A 19,300-nucleotide genomic window follows, 5' to 3' on the forward strand; every position below is an offset into this window, starting at 1 on the left:
ATAGAAAAGCCCTTCAGTGAAAGGGCTTTTCTATGTTATAATTATTTTACCTGCGGCAAAATCCAACTAGAAATTGCGTCTAACGCAATTGGAGAAAATGTTTGTTCTATTTTCTCATATTCATTTGGCGAACCGGTTTTACATTCCTGAAACAAATGATTCATATCAGGCAAAATTTTAGCAGTCACTTTTTTATTCCCTGATTTCAGTAGAGTCTTTTTTATAACTTCTAAATTTACTTCGGCCGGAACCTGTACATCTTTACCTCCGTTAAGTGCTAAAACAGGACATTTTACTTTTTCTAAAATAGAAGCCGGATCGATCTTTATAAAATTATAAAACCAAATATTATTGATGAAATCAGCACAGTATTTTGCCATAGCATCATTTTTGGAACCTGGAAATTTAAATTTGAAATAACTCGTAATTTTATTTTTAAAAGTATCGTCAAAAACAGAAGAAGCCAATAAAATATCATAAGCACCTCTAAAAATCTCCTGACCTTTTTGAATTTCGTCTTCAGGCATTCCGCTTTGTTGCTCAATTAATTCTTTTTGCAGCAAGAGTAACTTGTCCCCTTTAAGTCCGGGACCGGCTAATAAAACAATAAAATCAATATCTCTTGAATTTCCCGCAACGATCGGAGCTATTATTCCGCCTTCACTATGCCCTATCAAGCCTATTTTACTTTTATTAATTTCTTTTCTTGTTTTTAAATACTCTACTCCTGCCTGAACATCTTCTGCAAAATCAAATGTTGTTGCACTCGAAAAATCTCCCGTAGATTCACCAACGCCTCGATCGTCAAAACGCAAAACAGCAATTCCTTTTTGAGTCAAATAATCCGATAATACTAAGAATGTTTTATGCCCTAAGCCTTCTACATCTCTATTTTGAGGCCCACTACCTGTAATTAGAATTACCGCCGGAAAGTTTCCTTCCTTTTTAGGCAGAGATAATGTTCCTGCAAGAGTTAAATGGGCTACCTTGTTTTCAAATTTCACATCTTCGGTATAATACGGATATGGTTTTACAGGCTCCTGAGGTTTCGCAGACACTTCTTTCTGAGTTATTTCTTTTGATAAGTTGATGTCAACTGATTTTCCTGCTTGTGTAAGCTTTCCCACAACAACATTATTACTGTTTAAAATTCCTTCATAAGAACCTCTTATAGCAGCAATTTCTAATTTCAAAACAGCATTCTCAAAAGAGGTTTTTGTAACAGGAATTCCTATTGCTCCCTGATCCGGGCTATCCATTGTAGAAATATATCCCGTTTCTGTTTTAGCAATATGAAAAACAACCCGAAGTTGAGTCCCCTGTATTTTTAAAAGTCCGTTCCATTGCCCTGAAATTTCTTGTCCATTCATTATATAAGAAGCTAAAGCTACTAGTAAAGTGAGTATTGTTTTTATCATTTTTATTGAAATAAATAAATAAATAAATAAGATTGCTTTGTTGATGATCAGGAATTACAACTTCCCTTGTTTTTTCTCCAATTGTTTGAATTTGATAAAAGAATACGCTACCGGCACGAAAGCTAAAACGATCCCGATTGTGACAAAGGCCTTTGAGAAAACAAAACCTGAAAAAATCAATCCTCCTAAAATGATGATAATCCCGCCCACAAACCAAAGTTTACCTGCAAATGCATGTGTAGCCTTCCAAACTTCCTGATTCTCGAGGGTCCATGGTGTGCGAATTCCAATAAAATAATTGGGCTGAATTACTTTGAAATAGTTTCCCAAAACCATAATTAAAATTCCCGCTAAAACATAAATCAAATTTGGGTTTGAAACAGATTGATTTTTTGTAACATATAAAAGAAATAACGCCAGTAAAGACATAAACAGAACCATGAAAAATTTCAACTGATAAAACTTTTTTCCCATTAAAGAAAGTCTTTTTTTAGGATCAAGTAGTGCAGCTGAAGACATTATTGCATAAGTCAGAACCGGTAACAGAAAAACCAATACAATCAAAAAAACTTTACTTCCCCAATCGTCAATTTGACCGTTCATGTTCCAGTGAATTGGAACTCTTTCAGGAAGACTGTTCCAGATAAATGCTAAGTATACATACGGAATCATAACAATTCCAATAATTGGAAGCTCTTTTTTCAATTCTAAATTCATTTTTTATTTTTTAAAAGTTAATATCCATTGCAAAACATCTTCCATAATGGTGGTATTGATGGAGTAGATAATAAATTGCCCGGTTTTTTCAGAAGTAATCAAATCGGCACGTTTTAAAATATCTAGATGATGCGAAATACTGGGTTTTGATATATTAAAAGCATCTGCAATTTCTCCGGCAGACATATCCTTATGCTTTAAAAGCTCCAGAATTTCTCTTCGCGTTGCATCATTAAGGGCTTTAAAAATGTCATTCATCATTTATATATTTAGACAAATATCTAAATACTTTTCTAATTAGCAAAAAAAAGAGACTATAATTTTAAATCATAGCCTCTTTAGAGAATTTAATATTTTGATTGGATCTTAAAACTGATGCACTTTTTTAGAAACCACTAAAAAGGAAACCAACGAAATTAAGGCAGCTCCGGTCAGATAAAAACCAACATAACTTAAACCGTAAGTACTGGCCAACCAAATGGCGATCATAGGCGCAAACGCCGCACCAAGAATTCCTGCCAAATTAAACGTTAAGGAAGCTCCGGAATAACGCACATTTGTTGGAAATAATTCCGAAAGGAAAGTTCCTAAAGGCCCATAAGTGAATCCCATCAGAGCCATTCCGGTACAGGCAAAGGTGGTAATTAGAATGATATTTCCTTTGCTTAAAAAAGAAGAAAACAAAAACCCGAAAAGCGCTATGGCTGCGGTCGCAATAATTAACATTTTACGTCGTCCGATCTTATCGGCAACAACTGCCGAAACCGGAATAAAAAGTGCAAAAAACAAAACAGAGAACAGCTGAACCAATAATGCATCTCTTTTGGTAATCCCTAAATCTGAAGTGATCCAGCTTAAAGTAAAAACGGTCATCAGGTAAAAAACCAAAAAGGTGGTAACAGCCGACAATGTTCCAAAAATCAATTGATTTCGATACGATTTAATCAAAGTTAAAAAAGGAACTTTAACTTCTTCCTTTTCTTTTTTAGCATTCTCAAATGAAGGTGTTTCGGTAATTTTTGTTCGGATATAAAATCCCACAACAACCAAAAGCGAACTTGCTATGAAAGGAATTCTCCAGCCATAATCCATAAAGTTTTCATTGGTCATGGTGTCTGTCAGAATTAAAAAAGTTCCACCCGAAAGCAGCAATCCAATAGGAGCGCCCAATTGTGGAAACATTCCGTACCAGGCACGTTTATCCGGAGGTGCATTTTCGATTGCCAATAAAACAGCACCACCCCACTCGCCTCCTAAACCCACACCTTGCCCAAATCGGCACAGCATTAACAATAAAGGAGCAGCAACACCAATACTGGCATAACCGGGTAAAAATCCGATCGTAACTGTTGAAATACCCATCGTTAATAATGCTGCCACCAGAGTAAATTTACGCCCGATTTTATCTCCATAATGTCCAAAAAAAGCGGAACCTAATGGACGTGATAAAAAAGCAATTGAAAACGTAGCTAAAGATTCCAAAGTTGCCATAGTCGGGTCTGAACCGGGGAAAAATAGTTGTGGAAAAACCAATACAGCAGCATTGGCATAAATATAGAAATCAAAAAATTCTATGGTGGTTCCAATCAAGGAACCAAAGAGAACATGTTTTAAGGAGTTCTTCTGTTTCGGGTTATTTTTCATTCGGCTTTACTATTGTTTTCTTTTAACTATTATTGCAAAAAATAAATCAGCTTCTTCTGCACAACAAATATTTGTTTGCAAAAATAGAATTTAATTATTAATAACACATATATCCAAACAATACTTTTAAATTACTCTCAAAATTTTAACAAAAATAGCAAATCAATCCTTCTAATCATTCACAAAACATTTCTTACAATTAAAAAAGAGGCAATAAAACCAAGATACTGATTTACAACCACTTAATTCAAAGCGTAAAAATCAAATCTTAAGCATTCGTTAAAAAAGGATTTAAGTACATATTTTGATTAAATTTACAGCTATCAAAAATAAACCTAAAACTATGCCTACCGACTGTATCAGCTACCAAAACTCAGGATATTTCTCTAAATTGATACAAGATTATTTAGATCAAAAACCCGAATTACAATCACTGTACAATCACTTTCCTACGCTTGAAAACTTTGAGAAACAAATCCTTGACAAGCAGGCTAATTTCGACCATGCAAACCGTATTCCTCTTGTTGAGACGCTAAAAAAGCAATATCAAAACATTCAAGTTTCAAATTCAACAAAAGAGAATATTGAGCTTTTAGCACTCCCAAATACTTTTACGATCACAACCGGACACCAGCTAAACCTGTTTAGCGGTCCTTTGTATTTTTTATACAAAATCATTTCGACCATTAATCTCACTAGGGAACTGAAATCAAAATATCCTGCTCATAATTTTGTTCCTGTTTATTGGATGGCAACTGAAGATCATGATTTTGAAGAGATTAACTATTTTAATTTTAAAGGAAAAAAGTTCCGCTGGAACAAAGAAAGCACCGGTCCGGTTGGAAGACTTTCGACAGAAGGTTTAGAAGATTTTTTTGAAATCTACTCCAAAGATTTGGGCTCAAGCACAAATGCCAACTTCTTAAAAAAACTCTTTGAAGAAGCCTATCTTAAGCATGAAAATCTTGCCAATGCCACACGTTTTCTGGCAAACAGCTTATTCGAATCATACGGTTTAGTGATTTTAGACGCAGATTCAGCAGATTTAAAACGCGCTTTCATTCCGTATGTTAAGGAAGAATTAGAACAGCAAACGGCTTTCAAAGCGGTTCAGGAAACAATCTCAAAATTTAATGATTACACCATTCAGGTAAATCCTCGTGAGATCAATCTGTTTTACATTGAAGACCAACTGCGTGAGCGAATTATATTAGAAAAAGACCGATACGTTGTCAACCATACTAAAATATCATTTTCGAAAGAAGAAATTTTCAATCTACTCGAAAGCAATCCCGAAAAATTCAGTCCGAATGTAATCATGCGTCCGTTGTATCAGGAAATTATTCTTCCAAATTTATGCTACATTGGTGGCGGAGGAGAAATTGCTTACTGGCTCGAATTAAAATCCTTTTTTGATGCTGTGAACATTACTTTCCCCATGTTACTGGTTCGTAATTCAGTACTTTTAAGCACCGAAAAACAAGCTAAAAAAGCAGATAAACTTGGACTTCACTGGAAAGATTTATTTACTAAACCCGCAGATTTAGTAAATACCATTACACATAAATTATCTGGTTTTCCGATTGATTTAACTCCACAAAAAGAAATGCTGGTCAAACAATTTGAATATCTTTACAAATTAGCACAGCAAACTGACAAATCCTTCACGGGAGCTGTAAAAGCTCAGGAAGTAAAGCAAAAGAAAGGCTTAGACAATCTCGAGAAAAGATTATTGAAAGCACAAAAACGAAAACTGGATTCGGAAATACAACGTGTTGTTGATTTACAATGTGAATTGTTTCCAAATCAGAGTTTACAGGAGCGTCAAACCAATTTTTCTGAATTTTATCTAGAAAAAGGAGAAAACCTGATTCCTCTTTTAATACAAAATTTAAAACCTTTAGCAACGAATTTTAATATTATCACGATATAAAAATAAAAAAGTAATAGTCGTCAGAATAAATAACCACCTCTTCTGAAATTATTGCCTCTCAAACCAAATAGTAACCTTTAAAAAAAAATTAACCTATTTACCAAAATTATGACCAGAGAGCGCCTGATATCATTAGATGTCTTTAGAGGATTGACTATTTTATTAATGACTATTGTAAACAACCCCGGAGATTGGGGAAATGTCTACGCCCCGTTACTACACTCCGAGTGGCATGGCTGTACGCCAACCGACTTAGTGTTTCCGTTTTTTATTTTCATTATGGGAGTTGCAGTACCCCTGGCAATACCAACCAAAAACTGGGACAGCACTACCTTCAACAAAATTCTGGTTCGTTCGCTACGCATGCTCGGTCTTGGGATTTTCTTTAATTATTTCGGAAAAATACAGCTTTTCGGCCTTGAAGGAATTCCGCTTCTTATCGGCCGATTGATTATCACTGTGGCTGTTGGCTATGCTTTGATGGGTAATTTCAGTTCGAAAATCAAAAACATACTGGCATTTTCAATTTTGTTTGTTTATCTGTTTCTGGCTTACAGCGGGATCGAAGCCTACCACGATGTGCGATTACCGGGTGTTTTACAACGAATTGCGATTGTATATTTTGTCGTTTCTCTATTGTATTTAAAAACAACTCAAAAAACACAGATCATAACCGGTATTACTTTATTACTGGGCTATTGGGCCATAATGACTTTAATTCCCGTTCCCGGAATAGGAGCGCCTAATTTAGAAAAAGAAACCAACCTAGCTTCTTGGCTCGATGGTGTTTTACTTGAAGGACACATGTATCGCGGAACCATAACCTGGGATCCTGAAGGAGTTCTAAGTACCATTCCGTCAATCGTGAACGGAATCATTGGTTTATTGATTGGTCAGATTTTACAGCGCGAAATTACACAAAAGCAGAAAGCCGTTAAAATGATAGCTACAGGTGTTGCCTTAATCATTGGAGGGTTAATCTGGAATGCCTTCTTCCCTATCAACAAATCGCTTTGGACCAGCAGTTATGTTTTATACACTACAGGACTGGCAACTGCTTGTTTAGCATTCCTATATTACATCATTGACATTGCAGCCTACAAAAAGGGTCTAAAATTGTTTTTAATCTGGGGAGTCAATCCGATGATTGTATTTTTCTTCTCTCAGATCATCCCTCAGGCTTTAGTGATGGTCCAGTTTAAGAACCCGCATCATCCGGAAGAACAGATCAATCTTTTAAATTATTTGTACCAATTCGGCATTGCTCCTTTCTTCAGCAATCCAATGACAGCCTCGTTAGCAGGAGCATTAACTTATGTTGGAATCTGGACTTTTATATTATGGATTTTCTACAAAAACAAACTGATTTTTAAAGTTTAAAAATAAGCTATATCCATTTCGATTACAAGAGACGCAAAACGCGTCTCTTTTTTTTCTTCCTCACTCCAAAACAAATTGACATCATCGCATAGCGCACTATTTTTCATTTTTCTTTACCAAAACATCATCTGTTAGAGTTTTAATTATGAATTTATTAAAATCAATTCATAAAAAAAGTATACTTTTGCACGAAATTAAAAATAAGCAATAAAATGGCAACAAATAGAACTTTTACAATGATTAAGCCGGATGCAGTTCAAAACGGACACATCGGAAATATCTTAGCAATGATTACTAATGGAGGTTTCAAAATCGTTTCATTAAAATTAACTCAACTTACTGTAGCTGATGCTCAAGCATTCTACGCAGTTCACGCAGAAAGACCTTTCTACGGAGAATTAGTTGAATTCATGTCTCGCGGACCAATTGTTGCTGCAATTTTAGAAAAAGACAATGCAGTAGAAGATTTCAGAACTTTAATTGGAGCTACAAATCCAGCTGAAGCTGCTGAAGGAACTATCCGTAAAGCATACGCTACTTCAATCGGAGAAAACGCAGTACACGGTTCTGACAGCGACGAAAATGCAGCTATCGAAGGCGCATTCCACTTCGCAGGAAGAGAGCAATTCTAATAATTTTAGACTTTCTTAGATTTTTAGATGTTAGACTTCTTAGATCTTAGAAAATGCATAAAAGAAAACCCGTTTCAAATGAAACGGGTTTTCTTTTATAACATTCTAGCCAAAATCTAACATCTAAAAATCTAAGCCAGTCTAATAAGTCTAACGAAGAACAACTTCTTTAACCACCTCACGACCTAACTCCTCGTTGATCATTTTTACAATCTTGCTTTTACCGTGGCTTAATTCTTCACGTAAAACTGCCGATCCCAACTCGACATACAATGTACTTCCTTTCAGAACAACATTTTTGGTATACGTATTCACACCATTCCCCATCAACTGCCTCCAGGCCTCTTTTACATCAATCTGGTCCATTCCGGCACCTAACTTATTCACTTGGATAATCTGCTGCAAAACAGCTCCAATCGTGCTTTCACTATTTAGTCTTTTTGCCATCGTTTAATAAATTTACAGGTCCGGTTTTTTTATAATGATATTCTTTATTCTGATCGTTCTTTACTACAAAAGTCTCATCAGAAATTGAAATCAATTCTTCACTCCACTTTGCATAATCTGTTTTATAATCGAGGAAAACCTGATCTCCTTTAAATCGAACCGATACATCTTCAAAAGTATCTGTTGTTAAAAAAGTTCCATCCAACTGTGCCATCACCTTGGTACGTGTCCCCTTAGTTCCTTTAATATTGAAATAATCGAAATTTTCGTTCATTCCGTAATCTTTGTCCTCTCCTTTATCAAAAACTACTTTCTCAATTTCCCAATAACCATTCAGTTTTGCAATATCAGCAGGTTTAATTTCTTGTTTACAGCTTACTAACAAAAGCGATAAAACCAAAATCATAAAAGTGTTTTTCATACTATAATTTTTAAAATTCTATTCTTCTCTTTTCTCCTTGAAAAATCTCCGTCCAAAAAAACAATTATCCGCTATGTCCCTTCATTTTTACAGTAAATAGTACCCAAAAAAACAATGTTTTCCAGCGGACTGAAATTTCTCTTTTCAAAAGAAAGATGAACCTACAAAGTTAACTTAAAAACCTCATAAGAAGCAAAAAATCACAAAACCATTTAAACTATTTTATATCTTTCTGGTCAAACCCCAAACCAAAATAAAAAAACATGACCAAAGCTATTTACACCATACTGATTGCTATCCTCTTAACAGGCTGCAGCAAAGATTCGTCTGAATCAGAACCAATTACAGTTCCCGCAGAAAACATGTATTTCCCTCCAATAACCGGAACAAACTGGGAAACAAAGTCAATCGCTGATCTTAAATGGAATCAGGCTGCTGTTCAGCCGCTTTTAGATTATCTGGAACTAAAACATTCCAAGTCGTTCATTATACTGGTCAACGGGCGAATTGTTTTAGAAAACTATTTTAACGAGCATACAGCAACTACCAATTGGTATTGGGCCAGCGCCGGAAAAACGTTAACCTCTACTGTTACAGGAATTGCCCAACAAGAAAATTTACTGAATATCAATAATAAAGTTTCTCAATATTTGGGAGAAGGATGGACAAGTGAAACTTTACCCAAAGAAAATTTAATTACCTGTAAACATTTACTGACTATGACTTCCGGGCTGGATGACAGCACAGACGATGTCAATCCCGCTAATCTAGTCTATAAAGCCGACGCCGGAATAAGATGGGCCTATCATAATGTTTATGTAAAACTACAAGATGTTGTTGCAAAAGCAAGCGGGCAAAGCTGGGAAAATTATTTCAACACCAAATTAAGAGATAAAATCGGGATGAATGGAAATTGGGTACAAATTGGCGCCAATAGTGTTTACACCAGCACCTCCAGAAGTATGGCGCGTTTTGGACTTTTAATGCTGAACAAAGGAAAATGGGAAAATAACACAATACTCAACGAGGCATATTTTAATGAGGCCACCTCAACTTCTCAGAATATCAATTTAGGATACGGTTATCTATGGTGGCTGAACGGAAAAAGTTCTTATCATTTACCTCAATCACAACTTACTTTTCAGGGAAGTATAATCCCAAGCGGACCAACCGATATATTTATGGCCTTAGGTAAAAATGACCAAAAAATATATGTCATACCCAGTAAAAAAATGGTAGTCATCAGAATGGGAGATGCTGCGGACAGTGTTAATCTGGCCTTATCTGATTTTGACAAAACTTTATGGGAGAAGATTAATGCTTTGTATCAGTAATAAAAAAGCTTTAAATAGAAATGCTTTCGAAAACATTACTATTTAAAGCTTACTATTTTTTTGAAATAATATCTGTGTGATACTATTAACGATTAGTTCGCATTCTTTTAAAAACTCCTAAAAAGAATAAAACTATTCCGATTACCAGCAAAGCATAATAAACGGAAAGATTACTATCTTTCAATACATTTGCTAAAACAAAACATATCACACTGGCAAAATAAAAAGCTATCGCTGATATATTTTTTAAAGATTCGAAACCCATTATAAATTATTTAAAAAAACTATCTACAAATTCATACTTATTAAAGACCTGAAGATCCTCAATTCCTTCTCCAACACCAATGTATTTTACAGGAATCTGAAACTGATCTGAAATACCAATTACCACACCGCCTTTGGCCGTTCCGTCCAGTTTAGTTACAGCAAGAGAAGTCACTTCGGTGGCAGCCGTAAATTGTTTGGCCTGCTCGAAAGCATTTTGCCCTGTAGAACCGTCTAAAACTAAAAGTACATCATGCGGAGCATCTTCTACAACCTTTTGCATGACACGTTTTACTTTTGTAAGCTCATTCATCAAATTGATTTTATTGTGCAAACGTCCGGCTGTATCTATAATCACCACATCGGCATTTTGTGCTACGGCAGATTGCAGCGTGTCAAAAGCAACAGAAGCAGGATCACTACCCATATTTTGTCTCACAATTGGAACATCTACACGGTCTGCCCAAACCTGTAATTGATCAATAGCAGCAGCACGAAAAGTATCGGCAGCTCCTAAAACGACTTTATAACCGGATTTTTTAAACTGATACGCTAATTTACCAATTGTAGTAGTCTTACCTACTCCATTAACTCCTACAACCATTAAAACGTATGGTTTTTTATTTTTTGGAATCTCAAATTCCGTTGCTTCGCCTGTATTGGTTTCAGACAATAAAGCACCTATTTCTTCACGAAGAATCTGATTCAGTTCGTCTGTTCCTAAATATTTATCTGCAGCAACACGTTTCTCGATTCTGGAGATTACTTTCAGCGTTGTGTTTACTCCAACATCAGAAGCTACTAAAATCTCTTCCAGATCATCCAGAACATCATCGTCGACTTTAGATTTTCCCGCGACAGCTTTGCTTAACTTGGAGAAAAAACTAGTTTTTGATTTTTCAAGACCTTTGTCTAAAGTCTCTTTCTTATCAGTAGAGAATAATTTTTTAAAAAAACTCATTTTTTATAGGTTGTTAGTTTTTTAGATTATGGGATAATAAAACCCAAATAATCTTTAATCTTTAAAGAAACTTAAAATTAGTCATGTTTCTTTAAATTTTAGACAAATATAAAAAATAAAAAAGCTACTTCCGAATGAAAGTAGCTTTTCTATATACTGTGATTGTTATTATTTCTTTTTCAAGAACTCATCAACTTCTTCAGGAGCCATAATAGATTCTACGAATGTATATGCACCAGTTTTAGGAGATTTTACCATTTTGATGGCTTTTGATAATCTCTTAGAAGATGTTTGTAACGATGCTACGGTTTTCTTTGCCATGATTCAAATGTTATTTGAAATTTTTAATTTAAATAAAAATCTCTAATTAATTACTTAATTTCTTTATGAACAGTTACACGTTTCAAGATTGGATTAAATTTTTTAATCTCTAATCTGTCCGGAGTATTTTTCTTGTTCTTAGTTGTTATGTATCTTGAAGTACCTGCAACACCAGAAGTCTTGTGTTCAGTACATTCTAAAATCACCTGGATTCTATTACCTTTCTTTGCCATCTTGCTATATATTTATTTAGGAAAAGATTATTTGATAAATCCTTCTGACTGTGCTTTTTTCAAAACAGCAGTGATTCCATTTTTATTAATTGTTTTTATCGTAGATGCTGCTACTCTAAGAGTAATCCATCTATCTTCTTCTGGAAGATAAAAACGCTTTTTAACTAAGTTTACAGAAAACTTTCTCTTAGTTTTGTTCATAGCGTGAGAAACGTTATTTCCTACCATCGCTCTTTTACCTGTAAGGTCACAAACTCTTGACATTATACTTTACTTTTATCGTTATTCAAAATCAGGGTGCAAAGAAAAGAAAAATAAACCATTGTAGCAAAAAATTATTGCACAATTTTTAAAATTTCTTTCTTCAAAATTTCTAAACTCTTATTCACTGCTCTATCTATCACTTTTTCACGGGGTTGACCAAAGTTGAATTCTTCTACGATTATACCCTCCGGAGTTGCTAAAGCGATAAAAACAGCTCCAATTTCAGCTTCAGAGTCTCCTTTTGTCGGTCCGGCGTTCCCGGTTGTCGCAATTGCATAATCTGTTTTCAGCATCTCCTTCACATTCAAAGCCATAGCCGACGCAACCTCAGCACTTACCACCGAAAACTTATCAACCAAATCCTGCGAAACCCCAAGAACATTGACCTTCGCCTCTGTTGCATAGGAAACCACACTGCCTTTAAAATAAGCAGAAGCTCCCGGAATTGCCGACAAAATGGAAGCAATTCTTCCTCCGGTAAAACTTTCGGCAGTTGAGATCGTTTTATTTTGTTTGGTTAAAATTTTTCCCACTACTGTTTCAATAGTTTCGTTTTCCTCATAACCCACTATGATATCATGAATTATAGCATCTAAAGATTTTACATTTTCTTCAATTGCAGCTTCAAGCTCTTCTTTATTGATTCCTCTCGCCGACAAACGCAAACGCACTCGCCCTGGATTAGGCAGATAGGCCAACTTGATAAATTCCGGCAGATTATTCTCCCAGTCTTCGATACGTTCCGCAACTAAACTCTCGCCCTGACCATAAGTCAAAATTGTCTTATGAATGATATACGGACGTTTGTACTCGCGAATTATTTTAGGAATTATTTCTTCTTCGACTAAATACTTCATTTCATACGGAACTCCCGGAAGTGAAACAAAAACAGTATTTTCTTTCTTCATCCACATGCCCGGAGCTGTACCTACTTTGTTGTGCAAAACGGTACATTTGGAAGGAACCAGAGCCTGATCTTTATTCAACTGCGAAATTGGGCGTTTGTAAAAACCTTCAATTAGCTCCGTCACGTGAGCCAAAACTTTAGCATCCACCACCAGCTCATCCTCAAAATACTCGCAAAATGTTTTTCTTGTAACGTCGTCTTTTGTAGGCCCCAAACCACCGGTTACAATAACCAGATCAACTTTGTTCTGCAGTTGGGCAAATGTGTCTAAAATATGTTTTTTATCGTCACTTATCGAAATCATTTCATGAACTTCGACACCAATGCGATCCAGTGATTTTGCAATAAAACCCGAGTTAGTATCTACAATCTGACCTATTAAAATTTCATCTCCAATAGTAATAATGCTTGCTTTCATAGCTGTGAATTATTTTTACTTATCGTAAGTCCAATTATTAAAATAAAGAATATTATTGCCGTGATTTTATACGAATGCCAGATACGGCTTGCTTTTGCAAAAAAAAAAGAATCACATAAAAGATTTACACATCAAAGTCTTTTTTAATCTCTTTGATGGCTTCTTTTACCTGTAACTTAATACTCTTAAAAGTTTCGATAATTTCTTTTTTCTTGCCTTCGGCTTTGGTCCAGGCTTCTACCTGAAGAATTTCCTCAAAAGCAACATTCAACCCCATTAAGTCCAATGTAGGTTTTATTTTATGTGCATAAGAATAGGCATACTTATGATCCTTCTTTTTAATCCCTTCTTTGATTTGTTTTAAATCTTCAGGAACTTCAGTAACAAACAATTTAAGAATTTCATTTACAAATTCCGGATCATTGTCTGAAAGTGCATATACTTTCGAAAGGTTGTATTTTAAAGCCATTACTTTACTTGTATTCTGAATAATTTTTTATCTTCTAAAAAGCCTTCTAAAACGTCATTCGGCTTAACCGCAGCAACGCCTTCCGGTGTTCCTGTAAAAATAATATCTCCAATTTTTAATGTAAAAAACTGCGATACATACGAAACAAGCTCATCAATTTTCCAAAGCATGAAACTCGTATTTCCTTTTTGAACGGTTTCAGAATTTTTCGTCAGCTCAAATGTAAGATTTTCCATCGAAACAAAATCACTCTTTGGCAAAAACTCTCCAATTACTGCAGAACCATCAAAAGCTTTTGCTTTTTCCCATGGCAATCCTTTTGCTTTTAATTTTTCCTGTAAATCCCTGGCTGTAAAGTCAATTCCAACACTAATTTCGTCATAGTACTTGTGTGCAAATTTAGGTTCGATGTATTTTCCAACCTTACTAATTTTAACAATTACTTCTAATTCGTGATGAATTTCTTCAGAAAATTCGGGGATTACAAACGGATGCTGTTTCAATAAAACTGCCGAATCCGGTTTCATAAAGACCACCGGTTCTGTGGGACGCTCGTTTTTTAGCTCTTCAATGTGATTGGTATAATTTCTACCGATACAGATGATTTTCATTTTTCTATAGATTCTAAGATTCTAAGCAACTCAGACTCTAAGAAACTATGCAAAAAAACTTAGCACCTTAGAGCCTTAGGGACTCAGAGCCTTACTTCGTATTTAACTTTCTTAATTTAATAGCCGTAAGTACTTTTTTGGTATACAAAGGAAAATCGGCATTTTGAATCCAGCTGAAATAGCCAGGCTCACTTTCTAAGACCTTCTCCACTTTAGCACCTTTGTGTTTTCCGAAAGTAAAAATTTCTTCGTTGTCTTTATCAAAAGCAATCATTCCGGCAAAATCGGCGATTTTTTTACGGGTGGTAAATTCAGACAACGATTTCATATCGTTTTCTAATTCCGGATAACGGTCTAATTGTGCTTTTAGGATTTCGTAGGTCGCCATTGTATCAGCTTCTGCAGAATGCGCATTCTCCAGACTCTTTCCACAATAGAATTTCAATGCGGCACTTAAAGTACGCTCTTCCATTTTATGAAAAATCGTCTGCACATCTACTGAAACTTTGTTTTTCATATCAAAATCAACCCCGGCACGCAGCAATTCTTCTGCTAATAACGGAATATCAAACCGATCTGAATTAAAACCGCCCAAATCACTGTCTTTAATCATATTGTAAACCTGTGGCGCCAATTCTGCGAAAGTAGGCTCGTTTGCTACTTTTTCATCTGTGATACCATGAACAGCAGTTGTTTGTGGCGGAATTGGAATCGTAGGATTCACTAACCAGGTTTTACTTTCTTTATTTCCGTTTGGAAAAACTTTGAATATCGAAATTTCTACAATTCGATCTTTACCGATATCAATTCCGGTTGTTTCAAGATCAAAAAAGCAAATTGGTTTGTTGAGTTTGAGTTCCATTTTTAATTTTTATAAGATTACAAATGTAATTTTTAAAGCCGAAATTCCTCTTCTATTCTTGACTTTTTTAAACAAAAAGGGCCGTAATCCAGCGATTTTAACTTTTAAATGGATTCTCAAAGTCGGCTTCTGTTTGTTTTCTTAACCTTTTCTTACAAAACAAAAAACCCGGGAATTTATCCAAATTCCGGGGTTCAAATTATTTTTAAAACAGAATTTAAAAATCTCTGTTCACATCAAAAGCTTCTAAATATTCAGCTACTCTTTTCACAAAACTTCCTCCCAGAGCACCATCTACTACTCTATGATCGTAAGAATGTGATAAGAACATTTTTTGACGGATTCCGATAAAATCTCCTTCCGGAGTTTCGATAACCGCAGGCACTTTACGAATAGCACCCAAAGCCAGGATTCCAACTTGCGGCTGATTGATAATTGGAGTTCCGAAAACACTTCCGAAAGTTCCAACATTAGTCACCGTGTAAGTTCCGCCTTGTGTATCGTCCGGTTTTAGTTTTCCGGCTTTTGCACGGTTTCCTAAATCGTTCACCGCTTTTGCCATTCCAACCAAATTCAGCTGATCTGCATTTTTAATTACCGGAACAATTAAGTTTCCGTTTGGTAAAGCTGCCGCCATACCTAAATTTATATTTTTCTTTTTGATGATGTACTCACCATCAACAGAAATATTCATTCCAGGAAAATCTTTTAAAGCTTTAGCCACTGCTTCCATCATAATTGGAGTAAACGTAAGCTTCTCACCTTCTCTCTTCTCGAAAGCACTTTTTACTTTATCTCTCCATTTTACAATGTTAGTCACATCAACTTCAATAAACGATTGTACGTGTGCCGAAGTTTGTACTGAAGCTACCATGTAACCTGAAATCAGCTTACGCATTCTGTCCATTTCAACGATTTCATCGCCTCCGTTTACAGATACAGGAACAGCTTGCTGGCTTTTTTGAACCGGAGCTGCAGGCTGAACTGCTTTTGGAGCTTCTACAACTGCTTGCGGAGCCTGAACACCTGATTTACGGGTTTCAATATATTTTAGAATATCTTCTTTTGTTACGCGACCGTCTTTACCTGAACCTGCAATACTTTCTAATTCAGCAACAGAAATACCTTCTTCTTTAGCAATATTTTTTACTAATGGAGAAAAGAATTTATCCGATCCTGAAAAATCCTGCGGTGCAGCTACAGCATCTTTCGCAACTTCGATAGTTTTTTCGATTTCAGTAACTTCTGCCGGAGCAGCAGTCTCTACTGCCTTCACAGCCGGTGCATCACCTTCCGTTTCAATAATTGCAATAGTTTGTCCTACCTGAACCAAATCGTCTTTACCGAACAATTGCTCAATCAAAACTCCTGATACCTCGCTTGGTACTTCACTGTCAACCTTATCCGTTGCAATTTCCAGTACTGCTTCATCAGCTTCAATTTTGTCTCCAACTTCTTTCAACCAGTTTGTAATAGTTGCTTCAGCGACACTTTCTCCCATTTTAGGAAGTTTCAATTCAAATCTTGCCATATTGTTAATCTAAAAGGTGATTTTGATTTTCAGATTGCGAAATTACTGAATATTTTGAATATAAATTACACTTAATATAATTTTTTACTCGATTTTTACGATTTGCCCCCTGTCATTCTGTGAATTACTCCCAATAATAAAATTTGCATTTTTGGGGAAAATCTTAAAAGTAATGTTCTTATCTTTAAGAGTTTCTATGATTTTGATACATTTTTTGAATGAAACATACTGATTATCCAAAATAATCTCAACTCTTTTACCCTCAAAAAGCTGGCACGAATTTACCATTTTTTCTTTTTTGAAATCTAAAAAGCGAACTTTATTTTTTAGAATTTCAGGTAATTTTTCAGACAAAATTCGATTTGAAGAGTAAAAAATGACGCTTTCAGGTAAGGGTTTTGATTTTGTTTTTCCCTGAAACATTTTTACAAACGAAAAGAACCAAATACCAATTTGAATGAAAAATTCAAAAAACCATGATTTTCTGAAATGCTTCTGATAGAAAAAATTCATCGCCTCCTGGAAACGTTTCATGTATTTTTCGTCTTTTACCGTACTTTCTCCTTTATAATGCAAAACAGTCGTTTCGTGAAAATAGTAATTGGATTTCTTTTTTTGCAGTGCACGATACGACAAGTCAATATCATCGGCATACATGAAACATTTTTCGTCAAAACCTTCTAATTCAACGTACAAATCACGCGTCATTAACATGAAGGCTCCCACTAAAATATCAACTTCCCCGCTTTCATTTGCTCCTAAATGCTGGGCGTAATACTGATTACACAATTTCCAATTTGGAAAGACCTTATACAGCCCGAAAATTTTGGTAAAAGCTACCCAGGGAGTTGGAATTCCACGTTTGCTTTCGGGCAAAAATGCTCCGGTACCATCGATTAGTTTACAACCTACAATTCCTAAATTGACTTGTCTGTCAGCGAAATTTAAAATTTTCTTAAACGTATTTTCAGCAACAACAGTATCGGGATTCAGAATGCAAACGTACTTTCCTCTAGCCTCCGCTACTCCAATATTGTTCCCTTTTGGAAAACCATAGTTGGCATCATTCTGAATCAGTTTTACAGTTGGGAACTTGCTTTTTATCATCAAACAACTCTCGTCTGACGAATTATTATCGACTACAATAATTTCTGCATCAAGTGACGAAATAGCCTCCTGAACACTTAAAACGCATTGTTCCAGAAAGTAACGCACATTATAATTGAGAATAATAACCGATAATTGCATGAAAAATAACGAAATAGATTTTTTGGAAAGTTAGAAATTTTCAGCCAATCCTGATGATAATGATTAGTCGATTTTACAAACATCAAAATAAGTCACCAGATTTCTAACTCGAAAAACTAAAACCAGAGTAAAAAAGCAACTTGAAACATTCTGACTGAATCCGAAAGAAAAACAGCAACGCAATTCAAAAAAGCATATTTTTGATAAAAAAACTTCTGCATGGAAATCAAAACTCCAATAAAAGTTCCTTCTTTACTCGTACTAACAAGTATCGTTTTTCTATTATCTGCCTTTACCCTTTTTAAAAGTCCGAAAATAAATTTAGTTCAAACCTCTACGTGGTATATTGCTGGCCCTGCTGTTGAGAGTCAGGAAACCATAAACCGGGTTCGGCAAGAAAAAGGGATTGTAAAAGTCACAGCAAAACACAATCCATCGGGTGAAATCGAACTTAATGTTTTGATTACGCCTTATGATTCTAATGACGGTGCTCCGACCAATTTATCAGACGCTTCTAAATTTGTGAGCATTACGTATAAATCTTCTCACCTCATCAAACTACAGGCACGCGAAGGAAACGAAGAAGGAACCGGCTGCATACATGGCGGATCTCATCCAAGAGTTGATTTACCTGCTTCTCCTAATAAATTCAAAACAATCAAAATTAAATGGACGGATTTCAGACAGGACGGTCTTCCAAACGGAAAACTTCTGAACATTCATAATTTATGCAAATTCAACTTTGTGAATTACTATCCGGTTTCGGGAGCCTTTTTAGAAATCAAAACAGTTACACTTTAATCTTAAGAAATATGAAAACAAAGCTTTGTCTTTTACTTTTTACTGTTCTATTCTTTTCAAATAACAGCTATAGCCAATCGAAAAAAATCGATATTAACGGCGTTTGGGAAGACATTAATCCGGGTGTACAAAATGCCGTTGCAATTGTATCGGAACAAAACGGAAAAGTAATTTTCTCACATTACCTGGAATGGAAAGGGCAAAAATTTGTGGAAAGCGGCATAGGAAAAAGAACCGGAAACACCATTGTTTATACAGTAGAGGTCACCTTACCTATTGAGGGCTGGGCAAATCAGGGAACACATACTCTGATCTTGTCTGAAGATGGAAATACACTGGAAGGTACTTTTATCGACAACAAAAAGAGAACGGGACCGATTTCGTTTAAAAGGGTACGCTGAGCGTTTGTTTTTGTTGAAGGGTTTCAGGTTTCAAGTTTCAGGTTCCTACTGCACCCAAAAACTAAAACTTGAAACTTGAAACT

The 19,300-nt window shown here is 35.4% G+C and carries 22 protein-coding genes; 6 read left to right on the plus strand and 16 right to left on the minus strand.

The genetic code is table 11. The features are described from left to right. Positions 1-41: 41 nt before the first annotated feature. The 4 genes from M4I44_RS21990 to M4I44_RS22005 form a co-directional block, all read right to left on the minus strand. A complete protein-coding gene (locus tag M4I44_RS21990) occupies positions 42-1,418 on the minus strand; it encodes a S9 family peptidase (RefSeq protein ID WP_249966120.1) in 1,377 nt (458 codons plus the stop codon). Positions 1,419-1,472: 54 nt separating this feature from the next. Continuing rightward, positions 1,473-2,135, minus strand: a complete 663-nt coding sequence (locus M4I44_RS21995) for an SdpI family protein (protein WP_249966121.1) — start codon at positions 2,133-2,135, stop codon at positions 1,473-1,475. A 3-nt stretch (positions 2,136-2,138) separates the two neighbouring features. Continuing rightward, positions 2,139-2,393, minus strand: a complete 255-nt coding sequence (locus M4I44_RS22000) for an autorepressor SdpR family transcription factor (protein WP_070907456.1) — start codon at positions 2,391-2,393, stop codon at positions 2,139-2,141. A gap of 108 nt (positions 2,394-2,501) precedes the next feature. Beyond that, positions 2,502-3,779 carry an MFS transporter gene (locus M4I44_RS22005; RefSeq protein ID WP_249966122.1) on the minus strand — a complete coding sequence of 426 codons (1,278 nt, stop codon included), beginning with the start codon at positions 3,777-3,779 and terminating at the stop codon, positions 2,502-2,504. Between the two features lie 343 nt (positions 3,780-4,122). On the opposite strand from M4I44_RS22005, the gene bshC reads away from it, so the two are divergent. From bshC to M4I44_RS22020, 3 genes are all read left to right on the plus strand, one after another. Next, positions 4,123-5,712 (plus strand): bacillithiol biosynthesis cysteine-adding enzyme BshC, encoded by a 1,590-nt coding sequence (gene bshC / locus M4I44_RS22010; RefSeq protein ID WP_249966123.1) that lies wholly within the window; start codon positions 4,123-4,125, stop codon positions 5,710-5,712. Between the two features lie 108 nt (positions 5,713-5,820). Next, positions 5,821-7,092, plus strand: a complete 1,272-nt coding sequence (locus M4I44_RS22015) for an acyltransferase family protein (RefSeq protein WP_249966124.1) — start codon at positions 5,821-5,823, stop codon at positions 7,090-7,092. A gap of 212 nt (positions 7,093-7,304) precedes the next feature. Continuing rightward, complete coding sequence (locus M4I44_RS22020) at positions 7,305-7,724, plus strand: nucleoside-diphosphate kinase (RefSeq protein WP_017495185.1); 420 nt, start codon at positions 7,305-7,307, stop codon at positions 7,722-7,724. A 150-nt stretch (positions 7,725-7,874) separates the two neighbouring features. Here M4I44_RS22020 and M4I44_RS22025 read toward each other — a convergent pair whose 3' ends face one another. Beyond that, positions 7,875-8,171, minus strand: coding sequence for a DUF721 domain-containing protein (locus tag M4I44_RS22025; protein ID WP_017495184.1), 297 nt, complete (start codon positions 8,169-8,171; stop codon positions 7,875-7,877). Next, a complete protein-coding gene (locus M4I44_RS22030; protein ID WP_017495183.1) occupies positions 8,152-8,592 on the minus strand; it encodes a hypothetical protein in 441 nt (146 codons plus the stop codon). Before M4I44_RS22030 ends, M4I44_RS22025 begins: the two co-directional genes overlap by 20 nt. Before the next feature lie 263 nt (positions 8,593-8,855). Here M4I44_RS22030 and M4I44_RS22035 point away from each other — a divergent pair, with 263 nt between their 5' ends. Then, positions 8,856-9,926, plus strand: coding sequence for a serine hydrolase (locus M4I44_RS22035; RefSeq protein ID WP_249966125.1), 1,071 nt, complete (start codon positions 8,856-8,858; stop codon positions 9,924-9,926). 271 nt (positions 9,927-10,197) lie between these two features. On the opposite strand, the gene ftsY is transcribed toward M4I44_RS22035, so the two are convergent. The 10 genes from ftsY to M4I44_RS22085 all read right to left on the minus strand — a co-directional run bounded on the left by ftsY (position 10,198) and on the right by M4I44_RS22085 (position 18,015). Then, positions 10,198-11,151, minus strand: a complete 954-nt coding sequence (gene ftsY / locus M4I44_RS22040; RefSeq protein ID WP_017495180.1) for a signal recognition particle-docking protein FtsY — start codon at positions 11,149-11,151, stop codon at positions 10,198-10,200. 168 nt (positions 11,152-11,319) lie between these two features. Further along, a complete protein-coding gene (locus M4I44_RS22045) occupies positions 11,320-11,472 on the minus strand; it encodes a DUF4295 domain-containing protein (protein WP_008468081.1) in 153 nt (50 codons plus the stop codon). A 50-nt stretch (positions 11,473-11,522) separates the two neighbouring features. Further along, complete coding sequence (rpmG, locus tag M4I44_RS22050; protein WP_017495179.1) at positions 11,523-11,705, minus strand: 50S ribosomal protein L33; 183 nt, start codon at positions 11,703-11,705, stop codon at positions 11,523-11,525. Positions 11,706-11,732: 27 nt separating this feature from the next. Next, positions 11,733-11,969 carry a 50S ribosomal protein L28 gene (rpmB, locus tag M4I44_RS22055; protein ID WP_008468080.1) on the minus strand — a complete coding sequence of 79 codons (237 nt, stop codon included), beginning with the start codon at positions 11,967-11,969 and terminating at the stop codon, positions 11,733-11,735. Between the two features lie 71 nt (positions 11,970-12,040). After that, positions 12,041-13,294, minus strand: coding sequence for a CinA family nicotinamide mononucleotide deamidase-related protein (locus M4I44_RS22060; protein ID WP_249966126.1), 1,254 nt, complete (start codon positions 13,292-13,294; stop codon positions 12,041-12,043). A gap of 124 nt (positions 13,295-13,418) precedes the next feature. Further along, positions 13,419-13,763, minus strand: coding sequence for an Hpt domain-containing protein (locus M4I44_RS22065; RefSeq protein ID WP_017495177.1), 345 nt, complete (start codon positions 13,761-13,763; stop codon positions 13,419-13,421). Beyond that, positions 13,763-14,374 (minus strand): fumarylacetoacetate hydrolase family protein, encoded by a 612-nt coding sequence (locus M4I44_RS22070; protein WP_017495176.1) that lies wholly within the window; start codon positions 14,372-14,374, stop codon positions 13,763-13,765. Before M4I44_RS22070 ends, M4I44_RS22065 begins: the two co-directional genes overlap by 1 nt. Positions 14,375-14,465: 91 nt before the next feature. Further along, complete coding sequence (locus tag M4I44_RS22075) at positions 14,466-15,236, minus strand: 3'-5' exonuclease (RefSeq protein ID WP_017495175.1); 771 nt, start codon at positions 15,234-15,236, stop codon at positions 14,466-14,468. A gap of 217 nt (positions 15,237-15,453) precedes the next feature. Next, positions 15,454-16,767, minus strand: a complete 1,314-nt coding sequence (locus tag M4I44_RS22080; protein ID WP_070907463.1) for a dihydrolipoamide acetyltransferase family protein — start codon at positions 16,765-16,767, stop codon at positions 15,454-15,456. Positions 16,768-16,851: 84 nt separating this feature from the next. Beyond that, the gene (locus M4I44_RS22085; protein WP_249966127.1) at positions 16,852-18,015 is read right to left on the minus strand and encodes a glycosyltransferase family 2 protein; all 1,164 of its coding nucleotides are present in this window, start codon (positions 18,013-18,015) and stop codon (positions 16,852-16,854) included. A 219-nt stretch (positions 18,016-18,234) separates the two neighbouring features. Between M4I44_RS22085 and M4I44_RS22090 the strand changes: the two genes are divergently transcribed. Then, complete coding sequence (locus M4I44_RS22090) at positions 18,235-18,816, plus strand: hypothetical protein (RefSeq protein WP_249966128.1); 582 nt, start codon at positions 18,235-18,237, stop codon at positions 18,814-18,816. 11 nt (positions 18,817-18,827) lie between these two features. Continuing rightward, positions 18,828-19,217 (plus strand): hypothetical protein, encoded by a 390-nt coding sequence (locus M4I44_RS22095; protein ID WP_249966129.1) that lies wholly within the window; start codon positions 18,828-18,830, stop codon positions 19,215-19,217. Positions 19,218-19,300 lie beyond the last annotated feature (83 nt).

This window comes from Flavobacterium sp. B183 (assembly GCF_023539155.1).
In the GTDB taxonomy this organism is placed as follows: domain Bacteria; phylum Bacteroidota; class Bacteroidia; order Flavobacteriales; family Flavobacteriaceae; genus Flavobacterium; species Flavobacterium tructae.

Excerpts from the sequence above, each read along its gene's own strand:
- M4I44_RS22075 (WP_017495175.1), bottom strand. The coding sequence starts at position 15,236 with ATGGAACTCAAACTCAACAAACCAATTTGCTTTTTTGATCTTGAAACA.
- M4I44_RS22030 (WP_017495183.1), bottom strand. The coding sequence starts at position 8,592 with ATGAAAAACACTTTTATGATTTTGGTTTTATCGCTTTTGTTAGTAAGC.
- M4I44_RS22060 (WP_249966126.1), bottom strand. The coding sequence starts at position 13,294 with ATGAAAGCAAGCATTATTACTATTGGAGATGAAATTTTAATAGGTCAG.
- bshC (WP_249966123.1), top strand. The coding sequence starts at position 4,123 with ATGCCTACCGACTGTATCAGCTACCAAAACTCAGGATATTTCTCTAAA.
- rpmB (WP_008468080.1), bottom strand. The coding sequence starts at position 11,969 with ATGTCAAGAGTTTGTGACCTTACAGGTAAAAGAGCGATGGTAGGAAAT.
- M4I44_RS22095 (WP_249966129.1), top strand. The coding sequence starts at position 18,828 with ATGAAAACAAAGCTTTGTCTTTTACTTTTTACTGTTCTATTCTTTTCA.
- M4I44_RS22070 (WP_017495176.1), bottom strand. The coding sequence starts at position 14,374 with ATGAAAATCATCTGTATCGGTAGAAATTATACCAATCACATTGAAGAG.
- M4I44_RS22080 (WP_070907463.1), bottom strand. The coding sequence starts at position 16,767 with ATGGCAAGATTTGAATTGAAACTTCCTAAAATGGGAGAAAGTGTCGCT.
- M4I44_RS22035 (WP_249966125.1), top strand. The coding sequence starts at position 8,856 with ATGACCAAAGCTATTTACACCATACTGATTGCTATCCTCTTAACAGGC.
- M4I44_RS22000 (WP_070907456.1), bottom strand. The coding sequence starts at position 2,393 with ATGAATGACATTTTTAAAGCCCTTAATGATGCAACGCGAAGAGAAATT.
- M4I44_RS22005 (WP_249966122.1), bottom strand. The coding sequence starts at position 3,779 with ATGAAAAATAACCCGAAACAGAAGAACTCCTTAAAACATGTTCTCTTT.
- M4I44_RS22085 (WP_249966127.1), bottom strand. The coding sequence starts at position 18,015 with ATGCAATTATCGGTTATTATTCTCAATTATAATGTGCGTTACTTTCTG.
- M4I44_RS22090 (WP_249966128.1), top strand. The coding sequence starts at position 18,235 with ATGGAAATCAAAACTCCAATAAAAGTTCCTTCTTTACTCGTACTAACA.
- M4I44_RS21990 (WP_249966120.1), bottom strand. The coding sequence starts at position 1,418 with ATGATAAAAACAATACTCACTTTACTAGTAGCTTTAGCTTCTTATATA.
- M4I44_RS22045 (WP_008468081.1), bottom strand. The coding sequence starts at position 11,472 with ATGGCAAAGAAAACCGTAGCATCGTTACAAACATCTTCTAAGAGATTA.
- M4I44_RS21995 (WP_249966121.1), bottom strand. The coding sequence starts at position 2,135 with ATGAATTTAGAATTGAAAAAAGAGCTTCCAATTATTGGAATTGTTATG.
- M4I44_RS22065 (WP_017495177.1), bottom strand. The coding sequence starts at position 13,763 with ATGGCTTTAAAATACAACCTTTCGAAAGTATATGCACTTTCAGACAAT.
- M4I44_RS22025 (WP_017495184.1), bottom strand. The coding sequence starts at position 8,171 with ATGGCAAAAAGACTAAATAGTGAAAGCACGATTGGAGCTGTTTTGCAG.
- rpmG (WP_017495179.1), bottom strand. The coding sequence starts at position 11,705 with ATGGCAAAGAAAGGTAATAGAATCCAGGTGATTTTAGAATGTACTGAA.
- M4I44_RS22020 (WP_017495185.1), top strand. The coding sequence starts at position 7,305 with ATGGCAACAAATAGAACTTTTACAATGATTAAGCCGGATGCAGTTCAA.
- ftsY (WP_017495180.1), bottom strand. The coding sequence starts at position 11,151 with ATGAGTTTTTTTAAAAAATTATTCTCTACTGATAAGAAAGAGACTTTA.
- M4I44_RS22015 (WP_249966124.1), top strand. The coding sequence starts at position 5,821 with ATGACCAGAGAGCGCCTGATATCATTAGATGTCTTTAGAGGATTGACT.